Source organism: Mesorhizobium comanense (assembly GCF_005503535.1).
GTDB lineage: Bacteria > Pseudomonadota > Alphaproteobacteria > Rhizobiales > Rhizobiaceae > Mesorhizobium > Mesorhizobium comanense.
On sequence record NZ_SCNN01000041.1, the window covers coordinates 1 to 16702 of the forward strand.

A 16702-nucleotide genomic window follows, 5' to 3' on the forward strand; every position below is an offset into this window, starting at 1 on the left:
TAATGCGCACGGGTGATTTCAGTCCAGGCCATCGTGATCTCCATCGAATCTCGCAAATCCGACGGAATCACAACCTGCTGAAATCACTCAACTCTTTTTGGAACGGACACTGACACAAAAATCGCAAGCGTAGATACAGTCAAGAATCTGGATAGTTTCTGAAGCAACGTGTTTCGTTCCCTTAGGATCCCAGCTTCCATTTCCGGCCCCGTCGTGGTGAGTCCGGATGTCGCAGGACATGCTGATAGCAGTAGCAGCATTATCCGTCAGCAGGGTTAATGAAAAATTTGATTTCGCTTGCTGCCTCCGGGTTAGTCTGAGGCGGCCAACTCGGAACGTGACACTCATGCGTTCATTCGCGTCCCGCTGTGCGTTCCAAGCCCGGCTAAGGCTTCTCTCTGCAGGCGGTCTTTTTGTGATGGCGACAGCATTTGGCCGAGATCGCCACGGACCGATCTGACGGCGAATCCTCGGAAACAATCCAGAAACAAAATTCTACAATCCGGAAAAACTTCCGAAAAAATTCGAGGACATAATTGATGTGTCGCGTCTGATCGTCGACCACGACACTCGACCTCGAGGTGTGCGGCCAAACCATGCAAAGGGTTTCAATCAGCTTGATGGGTGTGTTGTTCGGCTTGTCGCTCTTAACGGCAGCGGTCGAACGATCGGACGCAAAGGCGACGATCTCGCGAAGTGAGCGGTGCACCAACCTCAGTTACCAGCTTGATGACGCATTCAAAAACCATGCCACGGCAACGCAGATCACCGCGGCAAAGGCACTTCAAAGGAGGGGAAACCGGTACTGCGCCAACAAGAAGCAGGCACAGGGGATCCGGATGCTCGCAAATGCTTTGAAACTGCTTGGAGTGACACCGATCGACTCGGACCAGTGACATTCAACCCGATCTGTACAAAAAAGGAAACGAAGCCATGAAAAAGTCTCTCCTCTCGGCGCTCGGTCTCGCCGTTGCTCTCGCCTTCTCGATGCCGGCACTCGGCAACGCCGCTGCCACCACTGCGGCTGCGACCACCACCACGACGACCGCTGCGCCGATGAAGGCAGCCCCGAAGAAGGTCGCTGCCAAGAAGACCGTCAAGAAGGCCTGCAAGGTGACCAAGAAGCATAAGTGCCCGGTTGCAAAGAAGCACACCGCGAAGAAGGCCGCCCCCAAGAAGGCCTACTAATTCAGGCCTGGCATCGCAAGCCTGTCTTTTAACAACAAGGCCACTCCAGCTGAGCCCCGGCTGGCGCGGCCTTTCTTCCAATCGCATAGGACTGCCGCCAATTCCCGATCCGCGTCAGTTCGGCCGCTGTCATTTCTAACTTGGTCGCAATGAAGGCGCGGCTTTCGTACTCTCGATTATGATCGGCCGCCTGGTCGTCATCGATGCAACGAAGGTGCTTATCCACCGCTGGCCGCACGCTGATCTGGCCAGCGAGCGCGCTACGTCGATCCAACGTCACCTTCAACGCGGATCACTTTTGGGATGCTATCTCCCGTCAATCGAACTATCAGCCACGAGAGAAGGCCTGACTTTTTGGGCCGACCGTTACCTGGTCTGGAAGCGGCCGACCGAAAGGAACTTGACCGCGTTGCCGGTGAACCGGTTGGCGTCGGCCATCTGGTTGCCAGCTTGGAAGGGTGAGCGAGGCGGAATGCAAGCATAGGCTTGCCTTGACCCCGCCAAAACCCTGCCGCATGGTCCGCGCCCGAACGCGATCGCGACCGGGAGATCCTTGTTGAGCGAATATTTTATGCTGCCGTTGGCCGCCCTGTCCTTTCCCAATATCAACCCGATCCTCGTCCAGATCGGGCCGCTGGCGGTGCACTGGTATGGCGTCGGCTACATTGTCGGCATTCTCTTCGCCGGGTGGTACGCCAAGCGGCTGGTCACCGACACAAGGCTATGGCCGAACGGCGTGCTGCCGATGAAGCCGGAGGACCTTGATGACTTCATCGTCTGGGCCGCCATCGGCGTCGTGCTCGGCGGTCGCTCCGGCTACGTGCTGTTCTACGACCTGCCGCGCTACATCGCCCACCCGCTCGATATCTTCGCGGTCTGGCAAGGTGGCATATCGTTCCATGGCGGCCTGCTCGGCGTCATTCTCGCCATGACGCTGTTTTCCATCAAACGCAGTATCCGCACGTGGTCGCTGTTCGTGGTGGCGGCCGGCGCGCCGGTCGGCCTCGGCCTCTTGCGCGTGGCCAATGGCTCAAGCTGAAGACGCCGCGCTTCGTCGGCGGCGCCTTCATCGCCGGCTACGGCGCATCGCGCGTCTTCGTCGAATTCTTCCGTGAGCATGACCAGCAGCTCGGTTATCTCCTCGGCACCAACTGGTTGACCATGGGCATGATCCTCTCCTACGCCGACGCTGCTTGGCGGCATATGGGCGATGGCGACGGCCAAGCCGGTGACGCAACCGCAGTCGGCATGACGCGGCTGAACGGGCACTATCGACCTGATCGGTGCGAAAAAACCCATAGCGTATGCGATCTGCATGACGGAAGCGGCAACTGTCGACGGCAGAAGGATTGTCGTTATCCTTCTAGCGGTATGAGGCTCTATCGAGCAACAGTCGAGTACCGCCAAGACAAAGTAGCCGGTTATCCGCCGAGGCCGCTCGACACCGTGCGGTGCCGATTTGCTCTCGGTGCATCGCGCCTAGTTGTGGACGCTGGCGACAGCGTCGTCGCGGCCTTCGTTGATCGTCACCCAAACGCCAGAATTCTGGTCCGATTGGCGCTTCAGGTAGGTATTGTCGGTGTCGCTCCAAACGAGCACCCTGGGTTCCAGATTGTCGAGAATGAACTCGCCGAGGCTGGTGCGTACGGTCAGCACCGCATGGCCGTCGCCGTTCGACCGGCGCGCCACCGTCATCAGCAGATCTCCGGCCGGAACACCGGCGCTCATCAACTCGCGACGCTTCTCCAGCGCATAATCCTCGCAGTCGCCGAAGCCAGTGTCGGGATAGGACCAGACTTCTTCTTTACCCCATTGCTCCATGTCTGTGAGGGGCTTGATCCTGCTGTTGACCGAATTATTGATGTTGACGATCGTCGCCCACAGCTTGCGTGACAGCTGGATAGGCGGCTGCTTCGGTGTCCTCTCGTCGCATTCCTGCGGAAGTTTCTGGCAGAACTCGTAATGGCCGACCGGTTGAGTGGTGCGATCGCCGGTATGCATGAAGGCCGGTCCTGCCGCATATGCTGCTCCCCAAGCGGAAAGCTGAATGGCCATTGCCATCAGCAACAGGTTGCTCGTCGTCTTCTTCATTGTTCTTGTCTCCCCGTTGGAGGAGAGACATTGCCATAGGCGGATTTATTTGATGCAAAAGTGCAAAGTTCGTATTAAGTAAAATATCGGTCGATATAAGAGATATATTGATTTATTTAAATCTAAAATGATCGGAAATTTTGTCTAAAATTTGAATGACTTTGGCTTATGGAACATGCTGGCTAAGTGACGACGGCGCTAGCACGGCCAGCCGAATTTCGGCGCCGCTCACCCTAACCTAGTTTTCGTCCATAAACGGCGCGCCCCAGATGTTCTGCGCGATCATTGGGGCGCTTGGGCGCCATGGAGCGCGAAAGCGGAGCCAAGGCATCGCTGACGGCAGCCGTGTCCATGGCTGTCAGCCGGCGTTCACCGGGAGGCGCCATAATCCGGACAAGTCGCTTAGGCACATTGTTCGAGGGCGATCCCATTCGGCGCCCTTTCAAGTGGAGGAATATTAGATGCATAGGAAACTTCTTTCTGCGGCGATCGTGGTTCTGATCGCAGGTGCTCCTGCCTTTGCGGCGACTGAATATTTCGTCGCTCAAAAAGCAAGCGACAAGACGTGCTCTGTCGACAAGACTAAGCCTGATGGAAAAACCGCGATGATGGTCGGAAAAACTTCTTACAAAACTGAAGCCGAAGCGACTGCCGCGATGAAGGCAGCAGCCGAGTGCAAGAAGAAGTAACTTTTCGTAATATATTAGGATGGCGGGCACGTGGTGCCCGCCATTTCGAGCATGAGTGATCCCTCCGTGAGCACGACGAATCTCCTCGGGGATGGGCGACCACGACGCCGATCCAAACAAGTTACACAATTGAATGCTGTCTGCGTAGCTAGGATATCCAGTCAGTGCGCCTACGGCTTTGATGGGCTGAGAGTCCGTTTTGAAATTCACGGATGAGCGTTTCGGCGGATGAGATTGCCGCCCATTGCGACAAGGATCATGGCGTGAGAGACGTCGATGCGCTGCTCGTTGTCGCGCACGAGGCGGCGCCATCTTGTCATCCAGCCGAAGGTCCGCTCGACGACCCAGCGGCGGGGCAGGATCTGGAAGCCCTTCTGGTCGTCGGATCGACGGATGATCTCGACCACGAAGTCGAGATAGGTGGCTTTGTCAATGAGCTTCAGCCGGTCATAGGCGCCGTCGGCGAACAGATGCTTCACCCAGGGCCAGCGCTTGCGGATACCATCCAGGATCGCCTGAGCGCCGGCACTGTCGGAGATATCGGCGGTGGTGAGGTTGACCATCAACAGCCGCCCATTCGTATCGACGGCAATGTGTCGCTTGCGGCCGACAATCTTCTTGCCGGCGTCGTAACCCCTTGTTTCAGCTTGCGGAGCCTTGACCGACTGGCTGTCGATCACGCCAGCCGTGGGACTGGCCTCGCGCCCGGCTCGCTCACGATCCAGCATCAGCGCCACGTCGTGGATGGTCTGGAACAGAAAGCGCCGCGCCAACTCGCGGAACCAGCCGTAGACCGTCTGCCAGGGTCCGAAATGGATCGGCAGCATCCGCCAACCGCAACCGGAGCGGACCAGGTAGCGCACGGCGTTGACCACCTCCCGGAAATCAACCTCGCGCGGACGGCCGCGACGCCCAGGCTTGGGCATCAGCGGTGCGAACTGCTCCCACTCCTCGTCCGTCAAATCAGACGGGTAGCGCTTGGTCTTCTTGGCGATCTGGGCCATCCGGCCACGGCTCTGCTCTGTCCACATCCATAGCTTGAATCATAACCCAGCCTCAGACGGAACCCATAGCCAGCCGATTTTCAAAACGGTCTCTGATTGCCCGCGCCCCCCGCTGTTCTCATCGGCTCTCGTGTTGGCCGTCTGGCGATTACCCCTCTCGGCAATTCAGGAAGGCGACAATGGCTTTGCCGTCGGTAAAGAATGGATTGCCTATTGCATTTTTGCCCGCCATCGGCTCGGTCACGGCCACATCATCGATCTTTGCGATGCATTTCGACCGAACGAGGACAGCGCGCAATGCGTCTCGCTCTTTGTCGATGTCCGGGTCCACCTGACGGATAAGCAGACCCCTCCGGCTTTTGGTCTTGGCTTCCTTGTCGAAGTGGACGGTGCCGAGCCAAACCGAACTGCCTGAAACCCGGAATTCGGTGTGCCACAAATGCAGGGGTGTCGCTCTCGCGCCGAGCCGCCGGGGTCCACATGTTGGAAGCCCCGTTGATTAGGTAGTCCCCGCCAGAATGTCGGAAGCCGGGTGCGCGTGGAGAAGGCTGGTTGCGTAGCTCCGCGACAAGCAAGCGCCAGCTGCTTTCGATCGAAATCTTGTTAGTCGGTTCCCATCCCGCCTGAGCAAGGGCGCTCGCCACGTCAACCTCGCCTCCTATCAGAATGACGTTGATTGGCTCCATCGGCTTGCCGGTTATGTCTTCGCGAAGCGCGGCGCCAAGTCGAACATCGCTTCCGGGAAGTTCCTTTCGGGCAGGTCGATCGGCGCGTTTCTGGGCGGGCTTTTGTCAACAAACGGGTGCATGTATTCGAATGCGCCTACAAAGCCGGCCCAGGCTATGAAGAGAGCTGCCGCTGCTGCTCGGGATCACGCGCCCGGGGGGGGGGCGCGAAATGGCGCCGGCGGCAGACGCTCTCGCAACGCTGAAAAAGATGATTGTCACTGTGAACCAGGCCGCGCCGAGGCCAAAACTCGCAATCGCGTCAGATGTCCAATGGACCCCCAAATAAATCCGCGAAAAGCCTATGGCCAGCACGATGGCTATCGTCACGACTGCGATTGCGGCCCTCGCTTTCCAGGTCTCCACCCGATCAATCGCGAACCACCCGACCAGGCCGTAGAAACATATCGCCACGAAGGCGTGACCGCTCGGAAAGCTCGTGCCTTGCTTGGCACTTGTATGGGGATGTTTTTGTCAATGGTCTTTTTTGCATCCATTCATGGCCTCGTTCGATTGGGGGCTCGTCGGTTCGTGACCAAAACGACGACACTGGGCCAGCGCGCGCAAGATCGAACCTTGAGACTGCGGTCGTCGCGGGCATCGATGCCGAGGGGAGCCTGCCAGGTGCGAGACATGCTCTCGCGTACTTGTATGCGGCGGGTTCTGAGACCCGTACCATGATGCAGTAATGCGCATCGCGAGCAAGGCTCCGGGGCGGCGGGACCATTCTTAATCACGGTGAAAAGCCCATGTGCCAAGCCGGTACGCCACCGCCTCGGATCGTTGGGAACCGGCGCGATTGGCGCCCTGGCTCCGAAGCTTGGTCCTCTCCTTCTTTGCTATGCAGTCACACGCAGTGAGACGCCCTGCGGGATCTCGCCCATGGTGGCCATGCGCCAGAGTGCGATGAGCAGGCGCCGCGCCACAGCCACGATCATGGTCTTGCGCGTGCCTCCGCGACCATCCTCTGTCCGTTTCTGAAACCATTGTGCCAAAGCACTATCCTTCTGGAAGCGGAGAAACCGCCAGGCCAGTTGGATCATTCCGCGCCGCACCCGAGCATTGCCGGCTCTTGCCAGACCTCGCTCGCGCCGCCGCGCTCCCCGCTTTCATCCGGAGAGCCGGTGAGACCGGCATAGCGGGCGACCGCCTTTCGATCCCGGAGACGGCGTGACAGAATCTCGTTGACGAGCATATCCGCGGTTTCGACGCCGACCCCGATGACGCTCGAGATCAGGCGAACCATCGCATGCGGACCCTTCTCGGCAGCCGAGGCCGTCTCCAGCTTGCGCAAGCGTTCCTGCTCGATGGCCTTGATCTGTTCGCGCGCAGCCGGGCCATGTCGCGGCGAAACTCCGCCTGGGTATTTTCAGGGAGAGGGGCGCCTTCCGCCGTGTACAACGCGGCAAGCTTCTCCTCTGCCTTGCGCAACGTCGGATTGAACCCGCGAATTCCCAGACGCGCGAGCGTCGCCTTCATGCGGTTCACGATGCGCGTGCGATCGCCGACCAGTTTTGCCCGCTCGCGATTTGGCCGCTTGGCGTCTTCCTCTTCGATCGTCGGAATGGCCGCCATGCTGCAGTGGCGCTTTTCTCCGCGCAGCCAGCCGAGGAAGGCGCGCATCAGCAGCTCCGTGTCGAGGCGATCGGTCTTCGCACGCCGGTGCTCACGTGACACGGCGACGCTCGATGGATGCATGACATAGGCTTCGATGCCGCGCGACCTGAGCCAGCGCGCTAACCAAAAGCCGTCACGCCCCGCCTCGAAGGCGACAACGATGCGTTCGATCTCGCACTCCGCCTGGACCGCTTCGTCACGCCAGCGATGCAAGAGCCGTAACAGCCCATTCTCATCAGGCGCCAGCTTCTTCAGGGGGTGTCGTTCGACGCCCGGCAGCATTCCCGGGACAAGCCAGCTCGATTGACTCATCTCGATGACGACAACGAGTGTGCTGTCCTGATTCAGGGTGGCGACGGACCGGCTCAGATCATTTGATTGGGGCATGGGGCACTCCATCGGGTTGGTTGGAAGCGCCGAAAGTGCCACCTTCGCCGCCAGCCCCATAGCATCTTAACCGTAAGAATGCGGCTTTGGCATTTAATGTGCGAATGCAGTCGCTCTGATTCTGAAATTATCTGCGATTGTTCTGCCCCAGGCGATCTGTGATTTTGAGCGAGAATCTGGGCGAGCAGCTTGCCGCAACGGGTGCGGTTTTCGCCAACTGTGTGGCCATGAAGCATCTCGAGTGTTTTCGGCCCGCGGTGGTTCACGATGGAGTTTCCTGCCAGGGCGCAGGCGTATGGACAGGATTGGCTTTCCCGCAGAGGTCATGGATATCCGCCTATCAGAAACGATGTCGTCAAACTCCGGGATTATGGTGCCGAGAAACCTGAAGCGTTCCAGACAAATATCCGAACTTAGGGTCTTTGGTATGCGGCGCATCAGGACCAGCCGCGCAATGTCGATCGGCGATGCCCAGGATCGAAGACGTTTCTCTGAGACATCTTCGATCAACTTCTTGCCATGGAGGGCGGAACTCCAATAGTGGCGTAAAGGGGAGGGGACTTCTTGCTCGCCGCTGTCGCGAAGGGAGATCCGCACGAGGAGCAAGTGAGCCGCCATCCAGGGAACTGGGTTCGCCCGACCGCCGTAGCGTCCTGCGCATCTCGCATGCACTTCGGGCAAAACTGTATCGGCGTGGAGGCGATCAAGCGATGAGATATCGGTGGGACGTTGGCAAAGGTCATTCCGCGCACGAGCTTCGCATCAGTTGCGAACATGCGAGCGAGGCGGATCGCCTGCTTGTTGGTGAGTTGCAGGTCCACCGCGCGTAGCGATGTGGCTTCCGGCAGGCAGTGTTGGAGCATGATCATCGGGGGCACGCCATAGAATGCGGCGTGCCGGCTGATCCAGGATGACAGAAGCTCAACGGCTACTGGCGACAGAACCACAGGCAACTGCCGGTCCGGCGAATTGCCTATATTATGCGAAGGCCGCTTCCGCATCGAACTCCGGCTCCCAATTCTCAACTGCCTCGTCGGTGATATGTTCATGACCGCTTTTGATAGAATCTGTTGGAGCCGTCGGACAGACTGAATTCACCATCTCCAACGCCGGTCGTTTGTTCGCCGAACAGGGTATTGCTTCTTCGGACGAACGGGGCATCAGTCCGCAGCTTGATGAGCCATGCCGGTATGTCCGGTCGGTAGAGGTAGATCGCGGAGTCGCCGCCCAACTTCAGATAGTGCGAGTGACCGCGAAGGCTGAGGGCGCTTATCGTGGAAGTTATGCCTCATGATCCACTGAGCGGACAGCAAAGGGATTTTCCAACCTGCCGCGGCTTCCTGGCTTGCTCCAGTCGTAAAAGCACGGTGTAAAGTCCTTTTTCGGCCCTGGAACGTGACTGCAACCTCAATGCGCTATCGCCTACGCCGCCGTTTGAGAACTCGTGCCGGTCAGAAGGGGACGTCGACAGAACTGGAAATCGGTAGGACTTTGACGGACGACACCGGTCCGTCGCCAATCAAAGGCGCAAACAAATTTGACAGTGCGACATCGTCAAACTTGTCTGCATGCCAAGGCAGACGGCCGGATATATGCCAGCACACTTCGAGCAGCGCTCCGGTCGGCCTTTCGGACCCTTGTTGAGGCTGCAGTAGCCGCTGATGTTCGCGCTCCTCAAAGACGACAGAATAAATCTGCTCTCCAATTTGGACATGGGCGGTAAAGCCGTGCGGCTCGGGAATCTCGTCGACCGATTCCAGATAACCCCCGTGGTCCTTCATCACGAAAAGCTGCCGCGCGTGCACACGGTTCGGCGCATCGCGACAACAATATGCGGGCCGCCGTGGTTCACGTCCCTCGACACCCTCATCGCGCCTGTCGCGAAGGCGACCGAGGCTTTGGCGCGGCTCGACGAGCGGCTGGCTCGTTCGCCGGTGCGCGACGGTTTTGTCGAGCGTCAGCACTTTGCCGACGCGGCCGCGGCGCTGTGGCTCGAGGGCGAGCTCTTTCACCTCGAGGATTTTGTCCTGCATGACGCCCATATGGACATCCGCACCCCCACCCACGAACTCACTCGCGCCCACGCGATGCTGCGAACCCGCCGGCGAATTTTTTCGCAAAAGCCGGACTGGGCGCTCGGCCGTGCTGGGCTGAGGCGGCTTACGGGCCGCAGCGGTGCCATGCCGGCGGCCGAGAGCCAAAAAAGCCGGGAAGAGGAGGGGGCCAGCCCCGTCGAAGCCGATATTCGGGATGAAGCTGAGGACGATCTTCTGGCCGAAGAGTTCGCCGAGATGGATGCTGTCCTGGCCCGCTCATCGAAGATTCTCGGCGGCGCCTTACCTGCACGAAAAGTGGAACCGTCACTTCATGAGCGGCCGGATCTAATCTACGATCTCGACTGGAATGAAGAAGAACGGCTGGCCGAATGGCAGGCCGTCCTCGTGGAAATGCGCGATCTGCCGGTCGTCCTGCGCGGCGCGTTGCTGCTTGAGGCCTGGTCCGACATCGAGGTGCTGCAGCACGGCGCTTGGATCGGTCCATTGCTCGTCGCCGCGCAGCTAGCCGCTTTAGCGATCCTCGTCGTCGTACCGCAGCCAACCGCTTTGGTGTTCTCCACCTGGGCGACTCCCTGAAGGTATGCTTTCTGGAAACGGTGCTCCGCAATCGCCGCGAAGGGCTCGTCGACGATCTTCCGATAGATGAGATGGAGCTGACACAACGGCGTTATTCAGAAATCGTGACCACGGCGGCCCTTCGCCTGATCGACCTCAGAGGCGACAGGGCGGTCAGAATGGGTGTGCCGACCGACGTTGTTCGGGCACAACGCCAGAACTTGGCGCGCCGATGGTCGGTGGCGTTTCACGAGCACCCGTCTCAACTTGATGGGATCATCTATCCATCTCGCCTCAACGGCGCGACCAATCTCGCCGTCTACGATCGGTCGATAGGAAAACTTCAGTCGAAGCGTGTCGTGACGCTTCTTGGTGCGCCAGGGTTGGCCCAGGTTCTGGAGGATTTCAGGGTGTGTTTGACATGAAGAGCCTGTAAAGCACCGCTTGGTGACAGTCGCTTCGGGCGGCGGTTCGAAATTGTATGAGCTCACTTTGCCGAGCCTCGTGCGTCTGACGAGCTGCGCGGTCATCTCAGCCTTCATCGCCCAGCCGACGACACGGCGGGAGTATCTCCGCTGCACGCTCTGTGTGCCTTTGCCTCTCGGTTAGTCGGTCGCAACCCCGCTGCATTCTCCTCCTGACCGGCGAAGCCGTTATGGGCGAGGACATCCTCGACTATGCGTTAGATTGATCGAGCAGCGAACAGCCATCGTGGTTCAGGTCGTCCGTACTGGCCAACTGTGTCCGGCAAACAGTGTCTCGATCAGTGGGCATTCTGGCAGCGTGCCGTCGGCGCACTGGGCGACGACGTCCTTGAGCACCAGCTCCATACGCTTCAGATCGGCGATCTTCGCCCGCACGTCGTCGAGGTGCGTAGAGGCGACGGCCCGCGCTTCGGCGCAAGGCTGGTCGCGCACGTCCACCAAATGCAGCAGTTCTCGGATTTCGTCGAGGGAGAAGCCGAGCTCGCGCGCCCTCAGAACGAACCGAAGCCGCCGCTCATGCGCCGTGTCATAGGCCCGATAGCCGCCCGCCGTGCGCGGCGGCTCAGGCAGAAGGCCGACCTTCTCGTAATAGCGCACGGTCTCCAGATTGCAGCCCGTCCGCCGCGCGAGTTCGGCCCGCTGCAGTCCCTTCACCACTGCGTGATCGCGCATCGAAAAATACCTCTTGACCCTGTAGTGACTACAGACTGCATGCTACGGCACGCATAAGATTTCGGCAAGGAAAGAGAGAGCGGACGTGGTGGAATATCGATCCGGAACGGCAGGTGTCACCCCCACCGCGGCAGTCCTGCCTCCAACTGAGCTGGGCGATGCTGGACGGCAACGTCTGATCGCCGTTGGCGGTATTCTCGGCGCGCTGGCCGCCTCCTCGTGCTGCATTGTCCCACTCATTCTGTTCAGCCTCGGTATTGGCGGCGCCTGGATTGGCAATCTGACGGCGCTCGCACCGTATAAGCCGTTCTTCGTCGCCGGGACGGCGGGCCTCCTCGGCTACGGCTTCTACCTCGTCTACTGGAAGCCCAGGCCTGCCTGTGCCGACGGTGCAGCCTGCGCGCGTCCAATCCCTGGCCGCTTCGTTCAGCTCGCGCTCTGGATCGCGACGGTGCTCGTCGTGGCCGCGTTCGCCTTCGACTACATCGCCCCGCGGCTGCTCAGCGCCTGAGACAAAAAGGAGTTTCATCCATGAACAAGTATTTGAGCGTCCTCGCCCTGATCGGTTCCGTCATCGTGGCTCCGGCCGCCTGGGCTGGCGAGCGCACTGTCACGTTCGCTGTCGACAACATGACCTGCGCCTCGTGCCCCTACATCGTAAAGAGTTCGATGGCGGCGGTCCCGGGCGTTGCGAAAGTGGCTGTCTCATTCGAAGCCAAAACCGCGACCGTGACCTTCGACGACACGAAGACGAACCCGGGCGTCATCGCGGCTGCCAGCATGAACGCGGGTTATCCGGTGCACCCGACACAGCAGGGCAGTTGAAATGGGCGAGATTCAAAAGGAAGGCGTGAAGCCATGAGCGACTGCTGCGCCCCCTCCTCGTCCGGCGACAAAGTTGCGGCTTCCGCATCCTCAATACCACCAAGCTTTGCCGTGCGGCCGGGCGTGACGTTTCCGGACTGGTCGGTGGTCACATCCCCGGCGGTCAAGGACGCGTTGCTGGCTATGGTCGGGTCCGACCATGTGTTCGCCCGCTGGCGCGGCTACGACCCGGCCACGGACCGCGTCCGTGTTGCGCTGCTGAAACTCTATGCTGAACACGGTCGAGCCCCGACCCCCGGCGCGCTGGCCAGCCAGGTGGGCCTGAGCGAGACGGTAATCCGACCATTGCTCGAAGAGCTCCGCAATCGCGACCTTGTCGTGCTCGACGGCGAGCGGATCGTCGGGGCCTATCCCTTCACCGACCGGGACACCGGGCACCGGGTCACATTGGACGGGCGCGTTCTCAATGCCATGTGCGCGGTTGACGCGCTCGGCATCGGCGCGATGACCGATCATGACATCGCGGTCGCAGCGCGCTGCCGCCACTGTGCCGCGCCGATCTGGATCGCGACGCGAGATCGAGGCCGGGCGTTGGCCCATGTCGAACCGCAGGCGGCCGTCATGTGGCAAAGCGTGCGCTATGAAGGCGCGTGCGCGGCGAACTCGCTGTGCGCGGCGACCGCTTTCTTCTGCTCGGATGAGCATCTTTCCGCCTGGCGCCGCGAGCGTTCCGCAGAGGAATCCGGCTTTCGGTTGTCTATCGAGGAAGGCCTGGAAGCCGGTCGGGCGCTTTTCGGGCCGAGCCTCGCCGGCCTTGACGCGGCGGAGCGCTCCGGCAGCGACATTGGATTTCGCGGCGAGGTGCGGCCGCCGGCCGATCCGACGCCGACGAACGACCCGATGGCAGATCGTCACATCCGCACGAAGGGTCGCAATGGCGGCGCCTACGATCTCGTCGTCATCGGCGCCGGCTCAGCCGGCTTCTCGGCTTCGATTACGGCCGCCGATCAAGGCGCGCAGGTGGCCCTCATCGGCAGTGGCACCATCGGCGGCACCTGCGTCAATATCGGCTGCGTGCCGTCGAAGACACTGATCCGCGCCGCCGAGACGCTGCACAACGCGCGCGTGGCAGCACGCTTCGCCGGCATCACGGCAAAGGCCGAACTGATCGACTGGCAGCGAACCGTCCGCCAGAAGGACGCGCTCGTTTCCGAACTGCGTCAGGCCAAGTACATTGATCTGCTGCCGGCCTACAACGGTATCGCCTATCGCGAGGGCGCGGCACGACTCGTAAACGGCGGCGTGGAGGTGAACGGCGTGCGCATTCCCGCCGACAAGATCATCATCGCGACCGGAGCGCGGCCGGCGGTGCCCGCCATCCCTGGCATCGACGACGTGCCGTTTCTGACCAGCACCACAGCACTCGACCTCAAGGATCTGCCCCGGTCACTGCTCGTGGTCGGCGGCGGCTATATCGGGGCGGAGCTAGCGCAAATGTTCGCCCGCGCCGGCGTCAAGGTGACGCTCGTGTGCCGGTCTCGCCTGCTCCCCGAGGCCGAGCCCGAGATCGGCGCGGCGCTGGCGGGGTATTTCGAAGACGAGGGGATCACCGTGGTTTCCGGCATCGCCTATCGCGCCATGCGGAAGACCGAGGACGGCGTTTCGCTCGACGTTTCGCACGAGGGCCAGAACACGACAATCGAGGCCGATCAGGTGCTGATCACCACCGGGCGAACGCCTAACATCGAAGGCCTTGGGCTGGCCGAACATGGGATCGCCGTCGCGCCGAAGGGCGGCATCGTCGTCGATGAGCGCATGCGCACCACCCGCTCCGGTGTCTATGCCGCCGGCGACGTTACCGGCCGCGACCAGTTCGTCTACATGGCCGCCTATGGCGCCAAGCTCGCCGCAAAGAACGCCCTCAATGGCGACAGCTTGCGCTACGACAACAGCGCCATGCCCGCCATCGTGTTCACTGACCCTCAGGTGGCGAATGTCGGCCTGACGGAGACCGCGGCTCGGGCGGCCGGACATGCCGTTCGCGTCTCCACGATCGGTCTCGACCAGGTGCTGCGCGCGCTCGCCGCCCGCGACACCCGTGGGCTCATCAAGCTCGTAGCCGATGCCGGCAGTGGTCGGCTGCTGGGCGCGCATATCCTAGCGCCGGAGGGTGCCGACAGCATCCAGACCGCCGCGCTTGCGATCCGGCAGGGCCTCACCGTCAACGACCTCGCGGATACGATCTTTCCGTATCTCACTACCGTCGAAGGTCTGAAGCTCGCGGCGCTGTCGTTCGAGAAAGACGTGACCAAGCTGTCGTGCTGCGCCGGATAGCCCCAAAAAGTCGGCCTGAGCGCACCGTCTAATCGAAGGCGCACCACTAAGGAGCGCATTGTTCGAGTTGAAACCAGCACCTTTGAAGCGCTTGTGATACAGCAGAATTTTAGACGATGGTCGATAGGCGAAGAAGACTGCAGAGGCTGCTACTGTAACTTATCATTTACGCATCTCAGGAGATTTTTGGCGAAGCCGCCGACCGCGCAGGTCGATGACACGTTCGGGCGCTTGGCAACCGATGGAATCCTGTCTCTCCCTGCTGAAGGCGGGTCGCCTTGCCCCGCTTTTTGAGCATAATAAACCAGTTGCCGCTGAGCATGCGTTCGTCAGACAGCGCGGCGAACTTCTTCGCCGGAGGCCTCATTGCCCGCACCGTCGGACGCTACGAGCATGCGGCCTTGCCGATGGTCGACCTTCTGTCGGGCGACACAGGTGTGGTCCTGGATGCAGGATGCGGCGCTGACCGAACTACGATCGCGCTCGGGCGTGCCCTGCGAAGCGAAAGGATCGTCGCGCTCGACCGCTGCGATTCGGACTATATCGAAGGCGGCGGCCGGGCGTTGCTCGAACAGAATCTGCGGCTTGCCGGCCTGACCGGGCGCGTTGACATCGAGCTCGGCGACCTGACTGCACTGCCCTTTCCGGAAGGCCGTTTCGACGCCGCCGTCAGCGCCCATGCGATCGACCACCTCGGCCTGCAAAAGGAACAGGGGCTGCGCGAAATCTTGCGGATCCTGAAACCGGGCGGGCGTTTCCTTCTCATCGTCTGGGTGCCCGGATGGACGATGTTCGCGATCGTCAGCGTGCTTGCGCTGCTTTTCTCGGGCAAAGGCGCCTGGCGGCGGATGGCAACAAGCGCGGGCTTCGAGCTGTGTGACGAAGGCATGCTCAACGGTAACTGGTTTGTCGTGCTCAAAAAGCCGGTGACATGAACGGGTCTGGAGCCAGGTCCGTCGTGGAAATCCGGTGCGGCAAGATTCCATCGGTTGTCAGGCACCAGACATCGCATCGATCTACGCGATGGCGGGGATCGGGCAATGCCGGAGGTAGTTCAATTCAGGTGCCAAAGTCATTTGAACGCCGCACGATCGGATGGCGAAGCAGGGCGTAGACGATGAGCGGAATACCGACCGCCCCCGGCGCCAGCCAGTAGGCAATGGGAGGAAGCTCCTTCCATAGCGGCAGGCTCTTTCCGTTGTCCACGTAGAAGGCGGTCAGCAACAGGACGTAGGAGAGCCCCATGCCGGTGACGTGTAGGCTCGCCCAGTTGGGCCATCGGCGCTGAAGCGCCCTGCGGCCTAGAAAGGCTGCTGCGAAGGAAAGCGTCCCGAGAATGAACAGGTGGTAGTCCTCAGCCCAACGCATTGCAGACAGCCCGGTCGCAGAAATGAAAGCAGTGGCCAGGAACCAAAAATAGATCGTACCGAATTTAGAATGCCGCCCGCGCCCTTTCGGGCTCAGCATGGCGACGGCACCGGTGACGACGCACCCAAGTCCCGCGAGGACATGGAATCCCACTATGGCTAGAAAGATCGGCGACGTCGAAGGGATCGCAATCCCGGCCACAAGTGTTTCGTCTACCATCCTGTCAGTCTCTCGAGGCTGAGCTCGCATCGACGGTTGACGTCGAGGAGCTGAATTCCGACCTTGTATGTGGCCGGACAGGCCACACAACAGGAGCATATAGGGCACTGCTATACCCATATTCTCGACATCGCGCGCTGCGTCTGACGGAAATGTGAGGCCAGGGAGCTTTTCTTGCACTGCACCATATGCCATTGAGCCTGTGTGAAGTTCTGGACCGTATTCTCCCGCCTGCTTTCGATTCTGGCCGTCGTGAGCCTTTTGACCGCGCCGATGGTGACACCGTCCGCTGCGGTGATGATGGTTGTCGATCCTACGGCGACGACAATGGCCGATATGGCATCCATGTCTGACGCCATGCCGTGTCCTTCGGACCAGAGGCAGCAACTACCTGATTGCCAGAAGTCCTGTCCTCTCGCGACCTTGTGTGTCGCCAAGTGCTTTCCGAGCGCGTCGACGACCGCTGCAATCACGCTGACCCGGTTA

Annotated in this window: 16 protein-coding genes and 4 pseudogenes; 10 read left to right on the forward strand and 10 right to left on the reverse strand. The window is 60.6% G+C overall.

What is annotated here, in order from left to right; translation table 11 throughout:
* The first annotated feature begins 596 nt into the window (after positions 1 to 596).
* The 3 genes and pseudogenes from FFS37_RS33880 to lgt all read left to right on the forward strand — a co-directional run bounded on the left by FFS37_RS33880 (position 597) and on the right by lgt (position 2440).
* A complete protein-coding gene (locus FFS37_RS33880) occupies positions 597 to 896 on the forward strand; it encodes a hypothetical protein (protein WP_137935273.1) in 300 nt (99 codons plus the stop codon).
* 37 nt (positions 897 to 933) lie between these two features.
* Positions 934 to 1188, forward strand: a complete 255-nt coding sequence (locus tag FFS37_RS33885) for a hypothetical protein (protein WP_137935274.1) — start codon at positions 934 to 936, stop codon at positions 1186 to 1188.
* 556 nt (positions 1189 to 1744) lie between these two features.
* Positions 1745 to 2440 (forward strand): annotated as a pseudogene (gene lgt / locus FFS37_RS33890) (prolipoprotein diacylglyceryl transferase).
* Positions 2441 to 2667: 227 nt separating this feature from the next.
* Here lgt and FFS37_RS33895 read toward each other — a convergent pair.
* Positions 2668 to 3279, reverse strand: a complete 612-nt coding sequence (locus FFS37_RS33895; protein WP_137935275.1) for a transglutaminase-like cysteine peptidase — start codon at positions 3277 to 3279, stop codon at positions 2668 to 2670.
* Between the two features lie 461 nt (positions 3280 to 3740).
* Between FFS37_RS33895 and FFS37_RS33900 the strand changes: the two genes are divergently transcribed.
* Positions 3741 to 3968, forward strand: a complete 228-nt coding sequence (locus tag FFS37_RS33900; protein WP_137935276.1) for a hypothetical protein — start codon at positions 3741 to 3743, stop codon at positions 3966 to 3968.
* A 206-nt stretch (positions 3969 to 4174) separates the two neighbouring features.
* Here FFS37_RS33900 and FFS37_RS33905 read toward each other — a convergent pair whose 3' ends face one another.
* The 6 genes and pseudogenes from FFS37_RS33905 to FFS37_RS36685 form a co-directional block, all read right to left on the reverse strand.
* The gene (locus FFS37_RS33905; RefSeq protein WP_137935277.1) at positions 4175 to 4999 is read right to left on the reverse strand and encodes an IS5 family transposase; all 825 of its coding nucleotides are present in this window, start codon (positions 4997 to 4999) and stop codon (positions 4175 to 4177) included.
* Between the two features lie 121 nt (positions 5000 to 5120).
* Complete coding sequence (locus tag FFS37_RS36670) at positions 5121 to 5411, reverse strand: LssY C-terminal domain-containing protein (RefSeq protein ID WP_408631470.1); 291 nt, start codon at positions 5409 to 5411, stop codon at positions 5121 to 5123.
* Between the two features lie 103 nt (positions 5412 to 5514).
* Positions 5515 to 5673 (reverse strand): annotated as a pseudogene (locus FFS37_RS36675) (LssY C-terminal domain-containing protein); the annotation flags it as partial.
* A 90-nt stretch (positions 5674 to 5763) separates the two neighbouring features.
* Positions 5764 to 6141 (reverse strand): annotated as a pseudogene (locus FFS37_RS36680) (phosphatase PAP2 family protein); the annotation flags it as partial.
* A gap of 395 nt (positions 6142 to 6536) precedes the next feature.
* Positions 6537 to 7701: pseudogene (locus tag FFS37_RS33925) on the reverse strand (IS110 family RNA-guided transposase).
* A gap of 506 nt (positions 7702 to 8207) precedes the next feature.
* Positions 8208 to 8750, reverse strand: a complete 543-nt coding sequence (locus tag FFS37_RS36685; RefSeq protein WP_137935280.1) for a TniQ family protein — start codon at positions 8748 to 8750, stop codon at positions 8208 to 8210.
* A gap of 612 nt (positions 8751 to 9362) precedes the next feature.
* On the opposite strand from FFS37_RS36685, the gene FFS37_RS33940 reads away from it, so the two are divergent.
* Together FFS37_RS33940 and FFS37_RS33945 are read left to right on the forward strand one after the other, a co-directional pair.
* Entirely contained in the window at positions 9363 to 10334 is a 972-nt protein-coding gene (locus tag FFS37_RS33940) for an RHE_PE00001 family protein (RefSeq protein ID WP_232375886.1), read from the forward strand.
* The gene (locus FFS37_RS33945; protein ID WP_232375887.1) at positions 10229 to 10738 is read left to right on the forward strand and encodes an RES family NAD+ phosphorylase; all 510 of its coding nucleotides are present in this window, start codon (positions 10229 to 10231) and stop codon (positions 10736 to 10738) included. The genes FFS37_RS33940 and FFS37_RS33945 overlap by 106 nt, the downstream gene beginning before the upstream one ends.
* A 291-nt stretch (positions 10739 to 11029) precedes the next feature.
* Here the strand turns inward: FFS37_RS33945 and FFS37_RS33950 are convergent, their stop codons facing one another.
* Complete coding sequence (locus tag FFS37_RS33950) at positions 11030 to 11470, reverse strand: MerR family transcriptional regulator (RefSeq protein WP_137935282.1); 441 nt, start codon at positions 11468 to 11470, stop codon at positions 11030 to 11032.
* 85 nt (positions 11471 to 11555) lie between these two features.
* On the opposite strand from FFS37_RS33950, the gene FFS37_RS33955 reads away from it, so the two are divergent.
* The 4 genes from FFS37_RS33955 (at position 11556) to FFS37_RS33970 (ending at position 15564) form a co-directional block, all read left to right on the forward strand.
* Entirely contained in the window at positions 11556 to 11981 is a 426-nt protein-coding gene (locus tag FFS37_RS33955) for a mercuric transporter MerT family protein (protein ID WP_137935283.1), read from the forward strand.
* A gap of 20 nt (positions 11982 to 12001) precedes the next feature.
* A complete protein-coding gene (locus FFS37_RS33960) occupies positions 12002 to 12295 on the forward strand; it encodes a cation transporter (RefSeq protein ID WP_137935284.1) in 294 nt (97 codons plus the stop codon).
* 33 nt (positions 12296 to 12328) lie between these two features.
* On the forward strand, positions 12329 to 14629 hold the full coding sequence (gene merBA, locus FFS37_RS33965) for a bifunctional organomercurial lyase/mercury(II) reductase MerBA (RefSeq protein WP_137935285.1): 2301 nt from the start codon (positions 12329 to 12331) through the stop codon (positions 14627 to 14629).
* A gap of 278 nt (positions 14630 to 14907) precedes the next feature.
* Positions 14908 to 15564, forward strand: coding sequence for a class I SAM-dependent methyltransferase (locus FFS37_RS33970; protein ID WP_171026536.1), 657 nt, complete (start codon positions 14908 to 14910; stop codon positions 15562 to 15564).
* A 124-nt stretch (positions 15565 to 15688) separates the two neighbouring features.
* Here FFS37_RS33970 and FFS37_RS33975 read toward each other — a convergent pair whose 3' ends face one another.
* Both FFS37_RS33975 and FFS37_RS35935 read right to left on the reverse strand, forming a co-directional pair.
* On the reverse strand, positions 15689 to 16216 hold the full coding sequence (locus FFS37_RS33975) for a DUF2306 domain-containing protein (RefSeq protein WP_137935287.1): 528 nt from the start codon (positions 16214 to 16216) through the stop codon (positions 15689 to 15691).
* A 110-nt stretch (positions 16217 to 16326) separates the two neighbouring features.
* Complete coding sequence (locus FFS37_RS35935) at positions 16327 to 16575, reverse strand: hypothetical protein (RefSeq protein WP_171026537.1); 249 nt, start codon at positions 16573 to 16575, stop codon at positions 16327 to 16329.
* Positions 16576 to 16702: the final 127 nt, after the last annotated feature.